Source organism: Paramagnetospirillum magnetotacticum MS-1 (assembly GCF_000829825.1).
GTDB lineage: Bacteria > Pseudomonadota > Alphaproteobacteria > Rhodospirillales > Magnetospirillaceae > Phaeospirillum > Phaeospirillum magnetotacticum.
In genome coordinates this window covers 51,517-69,738 of record NZ_JXSL01000028.1, presented here as the reverse complement: position 1 = coordinate 69,738, position 18,222 = coordinate 51,517, and the positions used below count along the sequence as shown (strand labels likewise).

Genomic DNA, 18,222 nt, shown 5'->3' with positions numbered 1-18,222 from the left:
GGCTGGCCCCATGAAAGTCTTTGGAATCGCTGGCTGGAGCGGCAGCGGCAAGACCACCTTGCTCATCCGGCTGATCCCGGCCCTGGTGGGGCGGGGCGTCAGGCTCGCCACCGTCAAGCACACCCATCACGATCCCGCCGTCGGTGACGAGGAGTGCCGGGCCCTGGCCCGTGCCGGCGCTGTGGAGTGCGTGGTCGCCTCGCCCCGCCGCTTCGCCCTGGTGCACGAAATCCATCCGGGCGAGGAGGAACCGCCGTTGGATTGGCTGGTGGCCCGTTTCGCCGGATGCGATCTGTTGCTTATCGAAGGCTATAAATGGGCATCCCATGCAAAACTGGAAGTGTGGGACCCGGGGCTCGGCAAGTCCATGCTGGCCCCTGAGGAAGCAACCGTCGTTGCCTTGGCCGCCGACGATCCGGTGGCGTTCGGCGCATTGCCCAGATTCAACCGGGATGATGTTGCGGGCATCGCGGATTTTATTTGTCAGTATTGCCAAATTTAACGTCGAGTATATTGTTCTTGTTGAAATCATATCCATTTGGATATTGAGGCTAACCAAAGAAACTGCCGAAAGAGGCCTGGATCCATTCCAGTGCGGTCAGGTGTCTGCCTGATGGTCGGTTCCTATGCATTTAGATAGAGCTTGCTTGTCTTGATAATTTACGGCTCCGGGAGGGCAGGTTATTTAGTTTTGGCGAATATCTGTCATGCTCTTGAAGATCCGCCGTTGCCCCTCCGGCCAAAGGGTGATTAGAATATTGCAGAATTTGGGGTTTGCTGGTCGGCCGGAAATGCCATTGGGGTGGCCCGGTCGCCGGAGTATAGATGGATGGTGCCTACCGCTTTTGCGGGGGCCCCGTCTGGTCGGGCCGAGGGGTTCGGTCGGGTCAGGCGGTAAACTTGATCGGGGAATGTGTGCAATGAAGGTTCTTCTTGCCGATGATCATGCGTTGTTCCGCGAAGGGGTGCGCATGGTTCTGGAAAGCCTGTCGGACGAACCGCTGGATATCATTGAGGCCAGCGACTTCAATCAGGTGCTGGCCCTGGTGCGTGGCAACGACAATTTCGATGTGGCACTTTTGGACCTGGCCATGCCGGGGATGGACGGTTTTTCCGCTATCGGTGCTGTAAGGCGTTCCGCTCCCGACATTTTTCTGGTGGTGGTTTCCGCGTCCGAGGAGCCGCAGACCGTGCGCAAGGCCTTAGATAGCGGAGCCCACGGCTATATTTGCAAGTCGGCGGGATCTGCTTCCATGATGGCTGGCATTCGCGCGGTGCTGGAGGGCGACACCTTTGTCAGCCCCCATATCATCGTTCCCGATTCGGCCGTACCGGCGGCAGGCGAAATCAATGGCGAGAAGTTGCAGTCCCTGCTGACTCCGCGTCAGCGCGACGTGTTGGGCATGCTGCGCCAGGGCAAATCCAATAAGGAAATCGCCCGCGATCTCAGTCTGGCCGAGATCACGGTCAAATTGCATGTCACCGCCATCCTGCGGGCGCTGGGCTGCGAGAATCGCACCCAGGCCGCCATCCTCGCCGCCAAGATGGGCGTCTGACTCTCCTCAAGGGACGATCCGGCCGTCCACCAGATGGATGCGCCGGTCTGCCATTTTCGCTAATTCGGCATCGTGGGTTACCACCAGCACCGTCCGGTTCTGGCGGTGGGCGAGATCGCGGAACTGCTCGAACACCAGATGGGCGGTACGGGTATCCAGATTGCCGGTGGGTTCATCGGCCAGGATCAGCGGCGGGTCGTTGGCCAGGGCGCGCGCGATGGCCACCCGCTGGCGCTGGCCGCCTGACAACTGATCGGGATATTTGCGCCGGTGATCGGCCAGTTCCAGGCAATCCAGCAATTCGGCCGCCCGGTCGCGGGCCTGGGCGTCGCTTAAATTTCCCAGGCGGCGGATGGGGATCTCCACATTGGCCTGGCAGGTGAATTCCGGCAGCAGGAAGTGGAACTGGAAGACGAAACCGATGGAGGCCAGGCGCAGCGCGGCCATGTCATCGGGATTGAGACCGGCGGTGTCTTGGCCTTGCAGCCACACCGAACCCGAGGTCGGCACGTCCAGCAATCCCAGCAGATAGAGCAGGGACGACTTGCCCGAACCCGATGGGCCGGTCACCGCCACGAACTCACCCCGGCTTACGCTGAGGTCGATGTCGCGCACCAGGGTTACCGGCACCAGACCGGGCAGGTCGCGGGTGACCGCGCGGGCTTGGACTGCGATCTCGGTCATCCCGCCCCCCTGACGATATCGACGGGATTGAGGCGGCTTGCGCGCCGCGCCGGGACCCAGGCGGCCAGGGTTGCCGAAGCGATGGCCATGGCGGCGCTGATGGCGTAGTGCTTCGGCGTGCGATACAGCACGAAGCCCTGGGCCTTGATGAAGCCCTCCATCTGGAAGTCCAGGGAGGCCATGAATTCGATCAGCCCCCACCCCATCAGCCAGCCGATCACCGTGCCGATCAGCCCGACGATCAGCCCTTCCATGACAAAGATGCGGCGCACGTCCTTGTCCCGAAACCCCATGGATTTAAGGATACCGATATCCCTGGTCTTTTCGAACACCACGGTGGAAATCACGTTGAAGATGCCAAAGCAGGCGACGATCAGAATGGCGCTGACCGTGGAATACATGATGGCGTTCTGGATGACGAAAATGCCCAGCACGTTGCGCGACTGCTCTTGCCAGGGCTCGGAGCGGTAGCCGAACTGGCGCTCGATGGCGGCGGCCAGGGTCCCGGCCTGCTCCACATCGTCCAGGCGCAGGTTGAGGCGGTTGATGATATTGGCGCGGTTCTGAAGAATTTGGGCCTTCTTCAGCAGGGTATAGGTCTCGAAATTATCGATGAGGGTGATGTTGCTGCGGAAGATTCCCACCACCTTCATCTTCAGCACCACGCCGACCGGTGAGACGGCGGAGATCAGGTCATCCTTGCGGATGCCCGCCTTTGCTGCGATGCCCTCGCCGATGATGATGGCGTTGGACGTGGTGTAAAGCGCATCCAGCGAACCCGACAGCAGGTCCTTTTCCAGATGGGTGACCTGGCGTTCGCGCTCGGGATTGATGCCGGTCACATTGACTGAAACATCCTTGCCGCCGAAGCGCAGCAGCAGATTGCCCGAAAGCGCCGGGGCGACATGGACGCCTGGCATTTCCTCCAGGCTGGCCAGCATGTTGCGCGCGCCTCGGATGCCGCGCACCTCCTCGCGGGGCTTGAGGCCGCGCAAGCTGACTGCGCCATCGGGAAAGGCCCGTTCCACCGCCTGTTGGGGCGCGGCACGGACCTCGTCCTTGACGATGATATGGGGCTGCACGTCGATGATGCGGGCGATGAAATCGCGCTGAAACCCCTGCATCATGGCTGAGATGCCGATGAAGAAGGCGACGCCCAAGGACACGCCCAGAAGCGAGACCAGGGTTTGACGTTGCCGGTGGCGCAGATGCGTCAGCGCGATGGACAGACCGAGCGGAAGCACCGATGGCCCTCCCTATTTCACCCGGACGCGGTCACCGGGCTTCAGTCCGGCAGGGGGCGAGGCGAGGATGGGGGTATCGGAGCCGAGACCCTCGGTCACTTCCACCATGGTGCGGCCGCGAATGCCAGTCTGCACGGCCTGGGAGGCGACCCGCCCATCCTGAACAGCCAGCACCTTGCCGTCCTTCAGTGCGGTGACGGGCACCAGAAGGACATCGGGATGCAAGGCGGTGATGATGTTGATCTCGGTGGTCATGCCCACCAGCAGCGGCGTGTCGTCGGGCAGCACCACCCGGACGCGGAAGGTCTTGTTGACCGGATCGCCCTTAGGCGTAATGCGGTCCACCTGGGCCTCCAGGACCCTTTCCGCAAAGGCATCGGCCTTGATCAGCACTTTCTGGCCGATCCTGACCCTCGCGATATCCTCCTCATCCACCTCGGAGGTGATGCGAAGGGGGCGCGGCGCGCCCACCCAGAACAGGGCGTCCTTGACCTCGGCCAGTTCGCCGATCTCGCCATCGCGTTTTAGGACCATGCCGTCCATGGGCGAGGTGACCAGCAGGTCGGTACGCTTTTGCCGCGCCGCATTGATGGCGGCGGTGACCTGATTAAATTCGCTCCGCGCCTTCTGGGTCGCCTCGGTGGAGCGGTAGCCGCGTTCGGTCAGCGCCGCCGAGCGGGTCATCTCTTCGCGCCAGTAGGCGGCCTTGGCCTCCAGCTCGGCGATGCGGGCGCTGGCCTCGCGGTCGTCCAGGCGGGCCAGCGGTTGGCCCGCCTTCACCATGTCGCCCTCGAAGGCCAGAATCTCGGCGATGCGTCCCGGCGATACGGGGGCGATGCGGGCCCATTTCTCCGCCTCCACCGTGCCGGTGGCGTAGATGGCTTCCACCGCCGTGCCGCGCTTAGGGAAAACCGCTTCGACCTCGGGGGCCGTGATGCGCCACCACCACCAGCCCCCACCGGCGGCGAGGGCCAGGAGAATGAGCAAAAGCGGAATCTGGCGTCGCAAAAGTTTGAACATCAGGAAGACATCATACGCTATTTGGCCAAATGGCGAAGAACCTCTTCGACCCCATCCCAGGCCCGCTCCAACTCTCCATCACCGATGCAGTAGGGCGGCAGCAGATAGAGCACATTGCCCAAGGGACGCAGCAGCAGGCCGCGCTCCAGGAAGGCGGCCTTCATCTTGGGTCCCACCACCGCTTCATAGCCCTTGCCGCCGCCGATGACGTCAAGCGCTGCCACCGTGCCGGTGAGGCGCGTATGGGCGACGTTGGAAAGCCCCTTCAGCCCGTCCAGACGGCGGCGGTGAATGGCCTCGATGGCCTTGATCCGCTCGAGGCAGGATGGAGCCTCCAGCAGATCGATGGAGGCCAGACCGGCGGCGCAGCCGATGGGATTGGCGGTGTAGGAGTGGCCGTGCAGGAAGGCCTTGGATAGGTCCTGGCCCAGAAAGGCTTCGAAGATGCCGTCGCGGGCCACTGTCATGGAGAGCGGCAGAAATCCGCCGGTCAGCCCCTTGGACAGGCAGATGAGGTCCGGCGTGATGCCCGATTTGACGCAGGCGAAAATCTCGCCGGTGCGTCCGAACCCGGTCATTACCTCGTCCAGGATCAGCAGCGAGCCATGCTCGCGCACCTTGGCCTCCAGCTTCCTCAGGAAGTTGGGGCGGCACATGCGCATGCCGCTGGCGCCCTGAATCAGCGGTTCGATGATCACGGCGGCGACGTGGTCGGGATTGGTGGAGAACAGCATGTCCAGCGCGTCCAGCGCCGCCAGCTCCTTGGCTTCCACGTCCTGGTCTCCATCCCAGGTGGCGGGGAAGGGCACTGTCTCGACCGGGAACAGCATCTCCTTCCAGGCCTCGAAATAGCCCGAGGAATGCCCCGCCGACATGGCGCCCGCCGTGTCGCCGTGATAGCCGCCCTCGAAGGCGATATAGGTGGAACGGTGTTGCCCCCGATTGCGCCAGTACTGATGCGCCAGCTTCAGGGCCACTTCCACGGCGGTGGAGCCGTCATCGGAATAGAAGACCCGGTTCAGGTCTTCCGGCAGCCGCTTGCACACCCTGTGCGCCAGCCGGGCGGCGGGCTCGTGGGTAAAGTCGGCGAAGATCACCTGTTCTAAGCGCCCGGCCTGATCGGCCACGGCTTGTGCGATGGCCGGGTTGGCATGGCCGTGCAGATTGACCCACCACGACGAGACCATATCCAGATATTCGCGCCCGTCGGCGGCGTAAATGGTGGCGCCCTTGGCGCCGAGCGCCAGGATGGACGGTTTGGCGGTGCCCGCCTGGGTGAAGGGATGCCAGACATGGCGGGCGTCCAGCGCTCGAAGTTCATCATAGGACAGGGTCATGGCTCACCAGGGCAGGCAAAGGAGGGGGACGGCAGACCGGCGATGGTCGCCGGCGTCACGGCGGGCAGGGGCTGGATCTCGGCCAGGACGCGCACGCCGCCGAAATGTTCGATGGCTTGACGGTTGGCGGGATTCTTCTGGCCGTTCATCACCACGCCCAACAGCGGCACGCGGCGGCGGCGCAGTATTTCCAGCGTCATCAGCGTGTGATTGATGGTTCCCAAACCCGACCGCGCGACCACGATCGTAGGAAGGGCCAGACGCGCCATCAGGTCGATCATCAGGGCGGCCTCGTTGATGGGCACCATGACGCCTCCGGCGCCTTCCACCACCAGGGGAGCGGAGGTCTGGGGCAAGACCAGGGCGGACAGGTCGATGCGGGTGTTTTCGCGGCGCGCCGCCTCGTGGGGCGACAAGGGCGCGGGCAGAACCACCGCCGAAGGGTGGATGTGGGCAGCCGGAGCCAAAGCGGCGACCGAGCCGAAATCGGTGCCCTGGGCCGAGCCGGTCTGGATGGGCTTCCAGTAATCGGCCCGCCAATGCTGGGCCAGCCAGGCCGAGACCAGGGTCTTGCCCACATCGGTATCGGTGCCGGTGACGAAGACGCCCCTCATCGGCGGTAATCCAGCAGCAGAATATCCCAGGTCATGGCGCAGGGACTCCCCAGGGCGGCGATGATGCGCCTGACCTGTCCCGGCGACAATGGGCGATGGCCGGGCTTGGGCGTCTGGGCGCCCAGCGCTTCCAAAGACAGCAGGAAATTGCGGGCGTCCTTGTAGCTGAGCGTGACGGGGCGCGATTCCACTTGGGCGCCGGGCAGCATGGCGGCCAGTGTCGCGGCTTCGGGATATTCGGGCACGCCAGAGTCCAGTCCCAGCTCCCCATGGGCCTGTTTCCACTGGATGAAGGTCCCGGCGCCCAAGGTGGTGAGCAGCAGCCTCCCCTCAGGCGCCAGCAGCCCGGTCAGCCGCCCCAGGGTGCCGGGCAGATCGGTAAACCACTGCGCCGCGAGCGACGAGGCGATCAGGTCGAACGGCCCGCTGACATCGGGCGCCTCGGCGTCCATCACTGCGAAGGATATATGGGGCAAGCGCGCCTGGGCCGCCTGGATCATCACCGGGCTGAGATCGGTGGCGAGAATGTGGGAGCCAGCGGGCAGGGCGGCGTCGAGACGCCGGGTCAGCAGCCCGGTGCCGCAGCCCAGTTCCAGTACCTTGAGCGGGGAGGAGAGGCGTCCCAGCCGGTCCACCAGGGCATCGGCGGCGCTGATCTGGGCATGGGCGGCGGACTCATAGGTGGCTGCGGCGGCCGAGAAGGCGCTGGTGATGGTCTTCTTGCGGCTCATGCCTCCAGCCTCGCGGCGAAGAGTCGGATTTGGGCGGCCACCCAATCGGGATGGGTGAGCGGCAGCAGATGCCCGGCGCCGTCCACCAAGGTCAGGGTGTCGGGGGCGAAACTGGCCGTACTCATGCCCTGGGGCACGATGGGGTCCGAGGTCCCCGCCAGGGCAAGGACCGGGCAGGGCAGCATCCTCAAGGCGGTGCGCTCGTCACAGCGGGCCAGCCAGGCCAATTCGTCCTTGAGCGGCGCGGCGTCGATGGCCGAAGTGTCGGGATTGTCGAGGCCGCACCGCGTCAGGAAGTCGGCGGTCACCTGGGCGGGCGTCTCATCGAAACGGGCCAGCATGCGCTCGATCAGCCGGGGCGGCACGCCTTCGACGAAGGTGGGCGAGCGGGTGAAGCGGGGAAAGGCATTGACCGCGAAAACTCCGGCCCAGGGACGCGGAATATGGGCCAGCGCCCAGGCCAGTCCCATGGAATGGGCGAGGATCAGAGGGCGTGGAACCTTTGGGCGCTTCGGCTGGCCATAGAATCCCATATCGATGCAATCGCCACGAAAATCGGGCAGGCGTTCGAGCACGGGCAGCCAGAAACCCGCATCAAAGCCCCAGCCATGGACGGCGAGCAGCGGGGGCGTCACCGGGTGGTCTCCACCGCATCGAGAATGGCGGCCAACAGCCTCTCCATATCGGCATTGGAATGGACGGCCGAAAGGGCGAAGCGGATGCGGCTGGTGCCGGTCGGAACGGTGGGCGGGCGGATGGCAATACCTAGGATTCCTCGGGCTTCCAGAGCCTTGGCCACGGCCAGGGTGCGGTGTTCATCGCCCAAGATCAGGGGCACGATCTGGCTGGCCGATGCGCCGCAATCAAGCCCTGCCGCCCGCAAACCGTCGCGCAGACGCCGGGCCATCAGGTGCAGCCGGGCGCGCTCGCCCTCCAGGCTTGGCACCAGATCCAGGGCGGCGTCCATGGCGCCCAGCACGGCGGGCGGCAAGCCGGTGGCATAGATCAGACCCGAGGCCCGGTTGATCAGATAGGAGCGCAACTGGGCAGAACAGGCCACATAGGCGCCGAAACTTCCCATTCCCTTGGAGAATGTGCCCATGGCCAGATCGGCGCCCATGCCTGGAGACAGGCCGAATCCTTGTGGCCCCATGATTCCGGTGGCGTGGGCTTCGTCCACATAGAGGAATGCGTCCCAGCGCTTGGCCAACTCGGCCAGGGCGGCCATGTCGGTGACATCGCCATCCATGGAGAACACCGTCTCGGTGACGATAAAGCGCGGCCCCGTCTTGTCGGAATGAGCTTTGAGCAGGCTTTCCAGATGGTCGAGATCGTCGTGGCGGTAGCGGTAGCGCCGGGCATCCGACAGTTCCAGCCCGGTATGCAGGCTGGCATGGATCAGCTTGTCGGCGAAGACCAGCGGTTCGGCCCCCCACAGGGCCTTGTCCAAAAGCGCGGGCAGAACCGAGGCGTTGCATTGCCAGCCGCTGGCCAGGACCAAGGCGGCTTCGGTCTGCTTGGCGCGAGCGATCTTGGCTTCCAATGCCTCGAGGGCGGCCAGATGACCGGTGACAAGGCGCGAGGCCCCCACGCCCGCTCCGAATTCGTTCAGCCAGCGCCGGGCGCGCTCGACCACGACCGGATTGCGCGACAGGCCGAGATAGTCGTTGGAGGAGAAGTTGATCAGCTCGCGTCCGCCCATGCGGATGCGTCCGGCTGGCATGGGCTCCGCCGGGCGCAGGCCCCGCTTGCGACCGGCCTGATCCAGGCCGTCGAGGAAGCGTCCGATGCTGTCGTCCAAGCCCTTCATCACCGCGATGTGATAGAGGGTTTTTTCCGGGGCCTCAATTCCAATTTGGCCGGGAAGGGCGATTGCACCTTGTGCTAGGGTCCGGCAAGGACGCCGCGAGGATGAAAGCTCATGCCCCAATCTTCACCACCCTATCCGATCCGCATTGTGGATTTTCCTGAAACCCCGGTGGCGGTCATGACCCATCGGGGCGACCCGGCCCTGATCGCGGAGACGGTTGGCCGCTTCATCGCCTGGCGCAAGGCCAACCACCTTCCACCCAGCCAGCATGCCACCTTCAACATCTTGTACGGTGGCCCCGATCAGGTGCCGCCTGCGGAATTTCGCCAAGATCTTTGCGTCGCCACCGGAGGCAAAGCAGTGGCGTTCGGCTCCGGGGTGGCGGCCGGAATCATCGCCGGTGGGCGCTGCGCCGTGCTGCGTCACGTGGGCCCAGACGATGGATTAGAGGCGGCCCTGACTTATCTGTATGGGGATTGGTTGTCCCAAAGCGGCGAGGAATTGCGGGATTCTCTTCCCTTCCTCCAACGTTTCCCCGAGCTTGCCGGGCATGACTCGCCGGTCGATATCTTTTTGCCGCTCAGGTGAGGGGTTTTCGCTTCTGTTGCAAAGGGCGTATCTGGAGGACTACATTGCGGCCCCCGCGAGACATCAGACGAGGACATAAGCGGTGACGGCTCAGGCAGCAGCGGCAATGGCGGCGAATGACCAGGAACTCCGGCACGACTGGAGCACCGAAGAGATCGAGGCGCTGTTCGCGCTTCCCTTCAACGACCTGATGTTCGAGGCGCAAAAGGTCCATCGCGCCCATTTCGACGCCAATCGGGTTCAGGTGTCGCGGCTGATCTCCATCAAGACCGGGTCGTGTCCCGAGGATTGCTCCTACTGCCCTCAAAGCGCCCATTACGCCACGGGCCTGGAGAAAGAAAAGCTGATGGCCGTGGAGGAGGTGGTCGAAGCCGCCCGCCAGGCTAAGGAGGAAGGCGCCTCGCGATTCTGCATGGGCGCCGCCTGGCGCGGCCCCAAGGGCGACGATTTCGAGGTGGCGGTGGCCATGATCGAGGGCGTCAAGTCGCTGGGCATGGAAACCTGCGCCACTTTCGGCCTGCTGGACAAGTGGCAGGCCCAGCGCCTCAAGGAAGCGGGCCTGGACTATTACAACCACAATATCGACACCAGCCCGGAGCATTATTCCGAGGTCATCACCACGCGGACCTTCCAGGACCGTCTCGACACCCTGGACGTGGTCAGGGATGCCGGGCTGCATGTGTGTTCGGGCGGTATCGTTGGACTGGGCGAGACGCGCACCGACCGCGCCCGCATGATCCAGACCCTGGCCAACATGCCCAAGCATCCTGACAGCGTGCCGATCAATCTCCTGATCCCCATCCAGGGCACGCCCCTGGCCGATGCCCAGCGCCCCGATTCCTTCGACTTCATCCGCACCATCGCCGTGGCGCGCATCACCATGCCCAAATCCTTCGTCCGGCTGTCGGCGGGCCGTGAGGGCATGACCGAGGAGATGCAGGCCCTGTGCTTCCTGGCCGGGGCCAATTCGGTGTTCTGCGGCCAGAAGCTGCTGACCGCCAAGAACGCCGCGCCGGGCCAGGACAAGAGCCTGTTCGGCAAGCTGGGCCTTCAGCCCATGTGATGCACTCCCCCCGGTTGGTGATCCGGGGGGAGGCCCTTGGAAATCGCTGTTCCCATCGCCATCTCCATGCCTGGAACCAGTGCGGGGGGAGAAGACGATGAGCCAAGCTGACAGCCATTCCGAAATGGATGCCGAACATCGCGTTCAGGTGGGACTGATTTCCGCACTGGAGCGTGCGGTCGAGGCCAGGGCGCCCCAGGCCGAGATCCAGGCCCTGGTGGAGCAGCTTATCGACTACACCGACGTGCACTTCATGTCCGAACAGCTTCTGATGCGCCTTGCCGCCTATCCCGATATCCACGGGCATGAGGCGGAGCATGACGGGCTGATGGAGCAGCTTCGCCGCATCCAGTCCGGATTCGACCTGGGCGATTCCGATGTGGTGATGGCGGAAACCCAGGTGCTGCGGAACCTGCTCATCGAGCATATCCGCACCCATGACCTGGTGTTCGCGCAGTATGTGAGCGAAACGACGGCTCCGGCCTGAGCCAGAGCCGCCTTCACCTCATGCCTTGGGGCGCTTGTCGATGACGCGCCGCGCCTTGCCCATGGAGCGTTCGATGGAATTGGGCGCCAGGACGTTCACCTTGGTGCTGATGCCGATATAGGACTTGATGTGGTGCTGCAGGTCCTTGGAGGCGGCTTCCAGCGCGCTGTCGTCATAGGGCTGGTCGGCGCGGACCTCCACATTGACCGCCACCGAATCCAGATGGCCGTCGCGGGTGACTTCCAACTGGTAGTGGGGGGCCAGGCGGTAATCCTTGAGGATCAGTTCCTCGATCTGAGTGGGGAAGACATTGACGCCGCGGATGATCAGCATGTCGTCCGAACGTCCGGTGATCTTGCCCATGCGCCGCATGGACCGCGCCGTGCCCGGCAGAAGCTGGGTCAGGTCGCGGGTGCGGTAGCGGATGATGGGCAGGGCTTCCTTGGTTAGGCTGGTGAACACCAATTCGCCCATGGAGCCGTCGGGCAGGACCTCGCCCGTATGGGGATCGATGATCTCGGGATAGAAGTGGTCTTCCCACAGATGCAACCCGTCCTTGGTCTCGACGCATTCGCAGGCGACGCCGGGTCCGATGACTTCCGACAGGCCGTAGATGTCCACCGCCTCGATACCCATGCGGACCTCGATCTCTTCGCGCATGGCGCCGGTCCAGGGCTCGGCGCCGAAGATGCCCACCTGGAGCGGACAGGTCTTGGTGTCGATTCCCTGGCGGTCCATCTCGTCGGCGATGGCCAGCATATAGCTGGGCGTCACCATGATGATCTCGGGCTTGAAGTCCATGATCAGCTGGATCTGCTTTTCCGTCTGGCCGCCCGACATGGGGATCACGGTGCAGCCCAGCGCTTCCGCGCCGTAATGGGCGCCCAGGCCGCCGGTGAACAGGCCGTAGCCGTAGGAGACGTGGCACTTGTCCGAGCGGCGTCCGCCAGCGGCGCGGATGGAGCGCGCCATGACGCCCGCCCACATGTCGATGTCGTTCTTGGTATAGCCGACCACGGTGGGCTTGCCCGTGGTGCCGGAACTGGCATGGACGCGGACCACGTCATCCATGGGCACGGCGAACATGCCGAAGGGGTAGGTGTCGCGCAGATCCGATTTGGTGGTGAAGGGGAACTTGGCCAGATCCTTCAATTCCTTGAAGTCGTCGGGATGGACGCCCTTCTCCTGGCACTTCTTCCGGTAGTGCTCGACATTATTGTAGGCATGGGTCAGCGACCATTTCATGCGCTCGGTCTGAAGCGCGGTGATCTGGTCGCGGCTGGCGATCTCGATGGGGTCGAGCAGGTCTTTCGCCGGTGGAACGCGGCGGTGTGCGGACTTAGACATGAACATCCTCCCGAAGGGGCGGGACCCTCTGACGGGGTCTCCGCCGGAAAAAACTACACTCTCTCGATGACCATGGCGATGCCTTGGCCGACTCCGATGCACATGGTGGACAGCGCCCGGCGCCCACCGGTCTGGGCCAGCTGCAAGGCGGCGGTGCCGACGATGCGCGCGCCGCTCATGCCCAGGGGATGGCCCAGCGCGATGGCGCCGCCATTGGGATTGACGCGCTGGTCGTCGTCGGCCAGTCCCAATTGGCGGGTACAGGCCAGGGCCTGAGCGGCGAAGGCCTCGTTGAACTCCATGACGTCGAGATCGGCTGTGGTGAGCCCCAGGCGCGCCAGCAGCTTCTGCGTCGCCGGGACCGGGCCGATGCCCATGATGCGCGGCTCGACGCCCGCCGTGGCCATACCCAGGATGCGGGCGATGGGGGTAAGCCCAAAGGCCTTGGCGGCGGCCGGAGAGGCGATCAGCAGGGCCGCCGCGCCGTCATTGACGCCCGACGCGTTGCCCGCCGTGACGGAGCCGCCAGCCCGGAACGGCGCCTTCAGCTTGGCCAGGCTTTCCAGGGTGGTTTCGCGCGGATGCTCATCGTTGCTGATCACCACCGGATCACCCTTGCGGGCGGGCAGGGTGACGGGGGAGATTTCCAGGGCGAAGCGGCCGTTCTTCTGCGCCGCCGAGGCCTTGGCCTGGGACTTCAGCGCGAAGGCGTCCTGATCCTCGCGGCTGACACCGAACTGCTCGGCCACGTTCTCGGCGGTCTCCGGCATGGAATCGGTGCCATAGGCCTTTTCCATCAGGGAATTGACGAAACGCCAGCCGATGGTGGTGTCATAAATGCGGGCGTCGCGGGAAAAGGCGCTGTCGGCCTTGTTCATGACGAAGGGGGCGCGGCTCATGCTTTCCACGCCGCCAGCGATCATCAGTTCGGCCTCGCCGCTCATGATGGCGCGGGCCGCATAGCCCACCGCATCCATGCCCGATCCGCACAGGCGGTTCAGCGTGGTGCCGCCCAGCGAGGTGGGAAGCCCTGCCAGCAGCAGCGCCATGCGCGCCACGTTGCGGTTGTCCTCGCCCGCCTGATTGGCGCAGCCGAAGGCCACCTCGTCGACGCGGCTCCAGTCCAGGCCTTCATGGCGGGCCATCAGGGCCTTGATGGGATGGGCGGCCAGATCGTCGGTTCTGACGCCGGACAGAACGCCCGCATAGCGGCCGATGGGGGTGCGGGTGTAATCGCAGATCAGCGCTTCGGTCATCTATGGATTTCCTTCGACCAAATGGCCTTCGAGAACGCGGCACTGGCCGCGGAACAGGGCGATCAGCTCGCCGCTCTGATTGGTGACGGTGCAGTCATAGGTGCCATTACGCCCCTTACGGTGCACTTCGTGGCATTGGGCGGTAAGGCGGTCGCCCAACCGCGCCGCCGCCGGATAGGTGATGGAGCAGGACAGGGCCACCGCCACCCGGTTATAGGCGTTGCAGGCACAGGCGAAGGCGGTGTCGGCCAGGGTATAGGTGACCCCGCCATGGCCGATCCCCGCGCCGTTCAACATGTCGGCGGTCACGGTCATGGACATGCGGGCATAGCCGGGGCGAATCTCGTCCAAGGCGATGCCCAGCGACCGGGCCGCGGTATCGCGCTCGGTGATGAATGCGCCGACGCGTTCGGCCAGGACCTTGCGCTCGGTCTCCTCGGTTGCCCTATGGGGCATCGTGTTTCACTCCCTGGGGTCTATCGCCCAATTTGGTATCGTAATACCGAATTAAGCCGGGGTCCGTCAATCGGCAGATGGAGGGGGAAGGGGTGCCGTGGTCCAGATCCCACTCGAAAGCATGAGCCTAAGGGCTGGACCATATACCCCAAGGAGGTAGTTTTCCTTGCAACCCTTCCAGTCCGGCATTACCGTCAGCCCTGGTCCGTGGAAGGGCGAAGGAAGCCGCGCGTGCTTGTTTTGAAAGCCGTCATCAAGAAGATTCTGGCTATCGTTTTCTCCGGAATGACGATGTCGGAAATTTTCGATCTGTTCCTGCCGACCCGCCAATCGGCCTTTGTTCAGCGTCGGCGTTCGCTCCTCATCCTATCGCGCGTCCGGCTGGTGGCTTTGACCTTCGCCGTACTGACGCCTTTGTGGATTCCCGTCGATCTGGTTATTTTCGAGACGACGCTGGCCATGTATCTGGCGGCGCTGCGGGTGATGGCCTCCATCGCCTTCGTGTTGCTGGCCCTTTCATTTCGCGGCTCGGACAGCGTGACGGTGGCGCGCTGGGGGCTGATCTGGCTGTTGACCATTCCCACGGTATTCTTCCTGATCAGCCATCCCCTGCTGGCCCAGTTCGCCATCAACGATCCGGCGCAGCAGGTGATCGCCGCCGGTTACGCCTTTTTGCCCTTCGTCATGGTTGCGGGTTTGTCGGTGTTTCCCATTACCGCCCTGGAAGGCGCCCTGTTGGGGCTGCCGCTGATCCTGGCCTATTTCCTGACCGGCGTTCTGGGGTACCAGTTGTTGCCCTTCGCCTCCCATCTGGGGGCCCAATGGCTGCTATTGCTGCTGGCCATGGTGGCGACCCTGGCGGGAATGAGCCAACTGCACTTCATGAGCCAGTTGGTGGACCAGTCGTCCCATGACGGCCTGACGCGAGCCTATAACCGCCGGGTGGGCGAGGAAATGCTGGTCCAGCAATTCGTCACCGCCGCGCGGTCCAAGATTCCGCTGTCGCTGGCCTTCGTTGATTTGGACAATTTCAAGTCCATCAATGATAAATACGGGCATGAGGAAGGCGATAACGCCCTGCGCATCGCCTCGACCTCGTTGCGCAAAGTGCTGCGCCGGGGTGATATCCTGATTCGCTGGGGTGGCGAGGAGTTCATCGCCGTGATGCCCAACACCGATCCGCCCGGAGCCGCCATCGCCATTGCCCGCCTACGTTCGGCGGGTCTGGGAATGCGTCCCGACGGCCTGCCATTGACGGCTTCCGTCGGAGTGGCCGAGCGGATCACCGACGGCATCGAGACCTGGAACGAACTGGTGGAACGCGCCGATCAGCGCATGTATGCCGCCAAGCAATCGGGTAAGAACCGGGTGATCGGCTGCGGCGACAAGGTGCTGGCCGAGACCGCCGCCTCCGAAGCCGTCTGATCTAATTCTCAGGCCAGTTCGAAAATTCCCTCGATCTCCACCGACGCGTCCAGGGGCAGGGCTGGCGCGCCTACGGCGACGCGGGCATGGCGCCCGGCCTCGCCCAGCACTTCGACCATCAGATCCGAGGCGCCGTTGATGACCTTGGGCTGATCGGTGAAGGAGGGGGCGGAGGCCACGAAGGCGGTCATCCTGACCAAGCGAACCCGCTCGAGGTTGCCCTCGGCTGCGGCGCGGGCCTGGGCCAGAAGATTGATGGCGCAAAGACGGGCCGCCCGGATGCCATCCTCGATGGCGACATCGCCGCCCAGCTTGCCGGTCACCGCCAGTTTGCCGTTCTCCATGGGCAATTGGCCGGAGATGAACACCAGATTGCCGGTCTTCACGAAGGGCACGTAATTGGCCACCGCGGCCGGAGGGGTGGGCAAGGTGATGCCCAGTTGCTTCAGGCGTTGGTCGATGGGGCCGCTCATTCTCCGCTCCCGGCTTGATGATGGAGGCATAGCCTATCCCTTGGCGGGCCGTCTGTCACCCACACCTGCGTCACCAGCATGGGCCCATGCAATCATGGAGATTGTTGCGGTGCACAATAATTCCATATGTTCATTGAAGTTATTTTAAGAACAGGTGCCCCATGTCTCTTTCCCCTACGATCCAGCCTTGCGCCCCCGCTCCGGCATCCGATGGTCGCTCCGTCTTGGGGACGATCCTGGAAATTCTGGAAAGCCGGGTGATGGCGCCGTTGTCCCTGCATCTGGAGCGGGCCCGCCTGCGCGATGAACTGGCCAGCCTGGATCACCGCGAGCTGAAGGATATCGGCATCAGCAATATCGACAGCTTCGTCGCTGGCTGGCGCCCTTAACGCTGACCTGAGCGCAGCCACGAGGCGAAGTCTTCGCGGGTGACGGTTCCCGTCACGGCTTTGCGCTCTCCACTGGCCGAGACAAACACGGTCATGGGCAGTTCGCCGTGCCAGGTCTTATCGATTTCGAAGCGAAGCCGCTCGGTGAAAAGGTCGGCGAAGGCCCAGCTTTCCATCTTCTCCAGCCCGGCCCGCTTCAAGGTCCGCTCCACCTTGGGCCAGTCCTCGGCCGGATCGGTAGAGACCAGAATCAAATCCATCCCTGTTTCCTTGACCATGTCGTGCCAGCGGGGCAATTCCACCAGGCAGGGGGCACAGGTCAGGGACCAGAAATGAACCGCAAAGGGGCGCGCGGCGTGGGCCTGGACCAGGCTTTGCCAGGAGCCGCGGGTGAAGGGGCGGGGATCGGCCTGGGCTGGCAGGATTGTGGCCAGAACCAGCAACGTCGCCGCGACGATGGATTTCAATACGCCGTCTCCCTCCAAATCTTGCCGTTCGACCCTATTGTCGCCGGGGCGGTGTGACGTTGACAACGGTCAAGGTCGTAACCTTTTGTCACAGTTGATCACGCCATGATGTCGTGCTTCTATTCTGGTCGGCAAATGTGGAGAAATGTCCATGGGTTTCGGATCGGCAATGGCTCGCGGGGCGGTGGCGGCCTTGTTGTGTCTGCTGGGCCTAGGGGCCTGGGCCCGTGACATTGTGGTCGGCGTCGAAGCCATCGATTATTCGCCGGTCTACGGCATGCGCGACGATCGGTTCCAGGGCGCGGCGCGTGAAATTCTTGATGCCTTCGCGGCGGCCCGTGGTCATCGTCTGACCTTTCAGGCCCTACCGGTCAAACGCCTTTATGCCGAGTTGAACCGTGGCGGCATCGATCTCAAATTCCCCGATTCCCCCGATTGGGCGCCGGCTCTGCGCCAGGGCGATGGCCCCGTTTTTTCCAAGCCGATCATCGAGTATATCGATGGGACCATCGTTCGCCGCGAGGCCTTGACCACGACACCGGATGGAATTCACAGTCTGGGAACCATCGCCGGTTTCACGCCTTATGCCTGGAACGAATGGCTCAAATCCGGCGCTGTCGAGCTTAAGGAGAACTCCTCCTTCGAACAATTGCTGCGCCAGGTGCAGACCCGGCGGATCGACGGCGCCTATGGCAATGTGGCGGTGGCCTTGAATGCCGCGGAAAATATAGCGGGACTGGCGGGCAGTCTGGCCTTTGCTCCCAATCTTCCCTATGTGGCCGACAGTTACCGTCTGTCCTCGGTCAAGGCGCCAGACGTGATCGCTGAATTTGACCTGTGGTTGTCCAAAAACCCCAAGCTCGTGGCCGAGATCATCGCCCGGACCGGCGCCGAAAAGGGCGTGCGTTAAGCCTGAACGGCTTTCATCATAAATTATGAAAATTTGATACGAGTCGTGGGACGCCGCTTCTCCGCCCCGGTGCTAGAATGCCTGGGTTGAAAAGCGAGGGGGGGCGTGAACATGGCATTTATCTGGGATGACGTTGCCGCCCTGCTGTCCCATCTGGACGCCGAAGCCGAGGATCGGGGCGTTGATTCCGATCTGGTTGAGGCCGAAGCCCGGCGCCTGATGGTCCTCTATCCCGGCATGGCTGGGATTCTGACCCCCATTGCCGAGAGACACTCCCGCCAGGCAGCCTGAGAGCGCCCGGTTCACTCTTACAAGGCCCCCAATCCGGCATGGATTGGGGGCCTTTTCGTCATGTCAGGCCCGGA

At 63.7% G+C, this 18,222-nt stretch carries 22 protein-coding genes; 9 read left to right on the top strand and 13 right to left on the bottom strand.

The features are described from left to right. Window positions 1-10 precede the first annotated feature (10 nt). Complete coding sequence (gene mobB / locus CCC_RS11920) at window positions 11-502, top strand: molybdopterin-guanine dinucleotide biosynthesis protein B (protein WP_041041585.1); 492 nt, start codon at window positions 11-13, stop codon at window positions 500-502. 418 nt (window positions 503-920) lie between these two features. Continuing rightward, window positions 921-1,556: a response regulator gene (locus CCC_RS11915; protein WP_009868515.1), complete on the top strand. Its 636-nt coding sequence runs from the start codon at window positions 921-923 to the stop codon at window positions 1,554-1,556. Window positions 1,557-1,562: 6 nt separating this feature from the next. Here CCC_RS11915 and CCC_RS11910 read toward each other — a convergent pair whose 3' ends face one another. Genes CCC_RS11910 through CCC_RS11875 form a run of 8 tightly spaced genes read right to left on the bottom strand, consistent with a single transcriptional unit; the run spans window position 1,563 to window position 8,996 of the window. Continuing rightward, window positions 1,563-2,240, bottom strand: a complete 678-nt coding sequence (locus CCC_RS11910; protein ID WP_009868514.1) for an ABC transporter ATP-binding protein — start codon at window positions 2,238-2,240, stop codon at window positions 1,563-1,565. Further along, entirely contained in the window at window positions 2,237-3,484 is a 1,248-nt protein-coding gene (locus CCC_RS11905; protein ID WP_041041583.1) for an ABC transporter permease, read from the bottom strand. The genes CCC_RS11910 and CCC_RS11905 overlap by 4 nt, the downstream gene beginning before the upstream one ends. A 12-nt stretch (window positions 3,485-3,496) precedes the next feature. Continuing rightward, complete coding sequence (locus tag CCC_RS11900; protein WP_041041581.1) at window positions 3,497-4,504, bottom strand: efflux RND transporter periplasmic adaptor subunit; 1,008 nt, start codon at window positions 4,502-4,504, stop codon at window positions 3,497-3,499. Window positions 4,505-4,521: 17 nt separating this feature from the next. Continuing rightward, window positions 4,522-5,841 carry an adenosylmethionine--8-amino-7-oxononanoate transaminase gene (gene bioA / locus CCC_RS11895; RefSeq protein WP_009868511.1) on the bottom strand — a complete coding sequence of 440 codons (1,320 nt, stop codon included), beginning with the start codon at window positions 5,839-5,841 and terminating at the stop codon, window positions 4,522-4,524. After that, window positions 5,838-6,455 carry a dethiobiotin synthase gene (bioD, locus tag CCC_RS11890; RefSeq protein ID WP_009868510.1) on the bottom strand — a complete coding sequence of 206 codons (618 nt, stop codon included), beginning with the start codon at window positions 6,453-6,455 and terminating at the stop codon, window positions 5,838-5,840. Before bioD ends, bioA begins: the two co-directional genes overlap by 4 nt. Next, window positions 6,452-7,186, bottom strand: coding sequence for a methyltransferase domain-containing protein (locus tag CCC_RS11885; protein WP_009868509.1), 735 nt, complete (start codon window positions 7,184-7,186; stop codon window positions 6,452-6,454). The genes bioD and CCC_RS11885 overlap by 4 nt, the downstream gene beginning before the upstream one ends. After that, window positions 7,183-7,821, bottom strand: a complete 639-nt coding sequence (locus CCC_RS11880) for an alpha/beta fold hydrolase (RefSeq protein WP_041041579.1) — start codon at window positions 7,819-7,821, stop codon at window positions 7,183-7,185. Before CCC_RS11880 ends, CCC_RS11885 begins: the two co-directional genes overlap by 4 nt. Further along, window positions 7,818-8,996: an aminotransferase class I/II-fold pyridoxal phosphate-dependent enzyme gene (locus tag CCC_RS11875; protein WP_041041578.1), complete on the bottom strand. Its 1,179-nt coding sequence runs from the start codon at window positions 8,994-8,996 to the stop codon at window positions 7,818-7,820. Before CCC_RS11875 ends, CCC_RS11880 begins: the two co-directional genes overlap by 4 nt. Before the next feature lie 111 nt (window positions 8,997-9,107). Here CCC_RS11875 and CCC_RS11870 point away from each other — a divergent pair, with 111 nt between their 5' ends. The 3 genes from CCC_RS11870 to CCC_RS11860 all read left to right on the top strand — a co-directional run bounded on the left by CCC_RS11870 (window position 9,108) and on the right by CCC_RS11860 (window position 11,134). Then, a complete protein-coding gene (locus CCC_RS11870; protein WP_041041576.1) occupies window positions 9,108-9,584 on the top strand; it encodes an AraC family transcriptional regulator in 477 nt (158 codons plus the stop codon). Window positions 9,585-9,690: 106 nt separating this feature from the next. Then, complete coding sequence (gene bioB, locus CCC_RS11865; RefSeq protein WP_041041574.1) at window positions 9,691-10,647, top strand: biotin synthase BioB; 957 nt, start codon at window positions 9,691-9,693, stop codon at window positions 10,645-10,647. 97 nt (window positions 10,648-10,744) lie between these two features. Further along, complete coding sequence (locus CCC_RS11860; protein WP_052473169.1) at window positions 10,745-11,134, top strand: bacteriohemerythrin; 390 nt, start codon at window positions 10,745-10,747, stop codon at window positions 11,132-11,134. An 18-nt stretch (window positions 11,135-11,152) separates the two neighbouring features. Here CCC_RS11860 and paaK read toward each other — a convergent pair whose 3' ends face one another. Genes paaK through paaI form a run of 3 tightly spaced genes read right to left on the bottom strand, consistent with a single transcriptional unit; the run spans window position 11,153 to window position 14,193 of the window. Next, entirely contained in the window at window positions 11,153-12,481 is a 1,329-nt protein-coding gene (gene paaK, locus CCC_RS11855; protein ID WP_041041693.1) for a phenylacetate--CoA ligase PaaK, read from the bottom strand. Window positions 12,482-12,534: 53 nt separating this feature from the next. Then, on the bottom strand, window positions 12,535-13,737 hold the full coding sequence (gene pcaF / locus CCC_RS11850; protein ID WP_009867695.1) for a 3-oxoadipyl-CoA thiolase: 1,203 nt from the start codon (window positions 13,735-13,737) through the stop codon (window positions 12,535-12,537). Next, the gene (gene paaI / locus CCC_RS11845) at window positions 13,738-14,193 is read right to left on the bottom strand and encodes a hydroxyphenylacetyl-CoA thioesterase PaaI (RefSeq protein WP_009867694.1); all 456 of its coding nucleotides are present in this window, start codon (window positions 14,191-14,193) and stop codon (window positions 13,738-13,740) included. A gap of 231 nt (window positions 14,194-14,424) precedes the next feature. On the opposite strand from paaI, the gene CCC_RS11840 reads away from it, so the two are divergent. After that, entirely contained in the window at window positions 14,425-15,618 is a 1,194-nt protein-coding gene (locus CCC_RS11840) for a GGDEF domain-containing protein (RefSeq protein WP_041041572.1), read from the top strand. Window positions 15,619-15,626: 8 nt separating this feature from the next. Here the strand turns inward: CCC_RS11840 and CCC_RS11835 are convergent, their stop codons facing one another. Beyond that, a complete protein-coding gene (locus CCC_RS11835; RefSeq protein ID WP_009866703.1) occupies window positions 15,627-16,091 on the bottom strand; it encodes a RidA family protein in 465 nt (154 codons plus the stop codon). A 161-nt stretch (window positions 16,092-16,252) separates the two neighbouring features. Between CCC_RS11835 and CCC_RS11830 the strand changes: the two genes are divergently transcribed. Then, entirely contained in the window at window positions 16,253-16,480 is a 228-nt protein-coding gene (locus CCC_RS11830) for a DUF1127 domain-containing protein (protein WP_041041569.1), read from the top strand. Here CCC_RS11830 and CCC_RS11825 read toward each other — a convergent pair. Next, window positions 16,477-16,947 (bottom strand): thioredoxin domain-containing protein, encoded by a 471-nt coding sequence (locus CCC_RS11825; RefSeq protein ID WP_009866705.1) that lies wholly within the window; start codon window positions 16,945-16,947, stop codon window positions 16,477-16,479. The genes CCC_RS11830 and CCC_RS11825 overlap by 4 nt on opposite strands. A gap of 151 nt (window positions 16,948-17,098) precedes the next feature. Here CCC_RS11825 and CCC_RS11820 point away from each other — a divergent pair, with 151 nt between their 5' ends. Together CCC_RS11820 and CCC_RS11815 are read left to right on the top strand one after the other, a co-directional pair. Then, window positions 17,099-17,857: a substrate-binding periplasmic protein gene (locus CCC_RS11820; protein WP_041041567.1), complete on the top strand. Its 759-nt coding sequence runs from the start codon at window positions 17,099-17,101 to the stop codon at window positions 17,855-17,857. A 111-nt stretch (window positions 17,858-17,968) separates the two neighbouring features. Further along, entirely contained in the window at window positions 17,969-18,148 is a 180-nt protein-coding gene (locus CCC_RS11815) for a hypothetical protein (RefSeq protein WP_041041565.1), read from the top strand. Window positions 18,149-18,222: the final 74 nt, after the last annotated feature.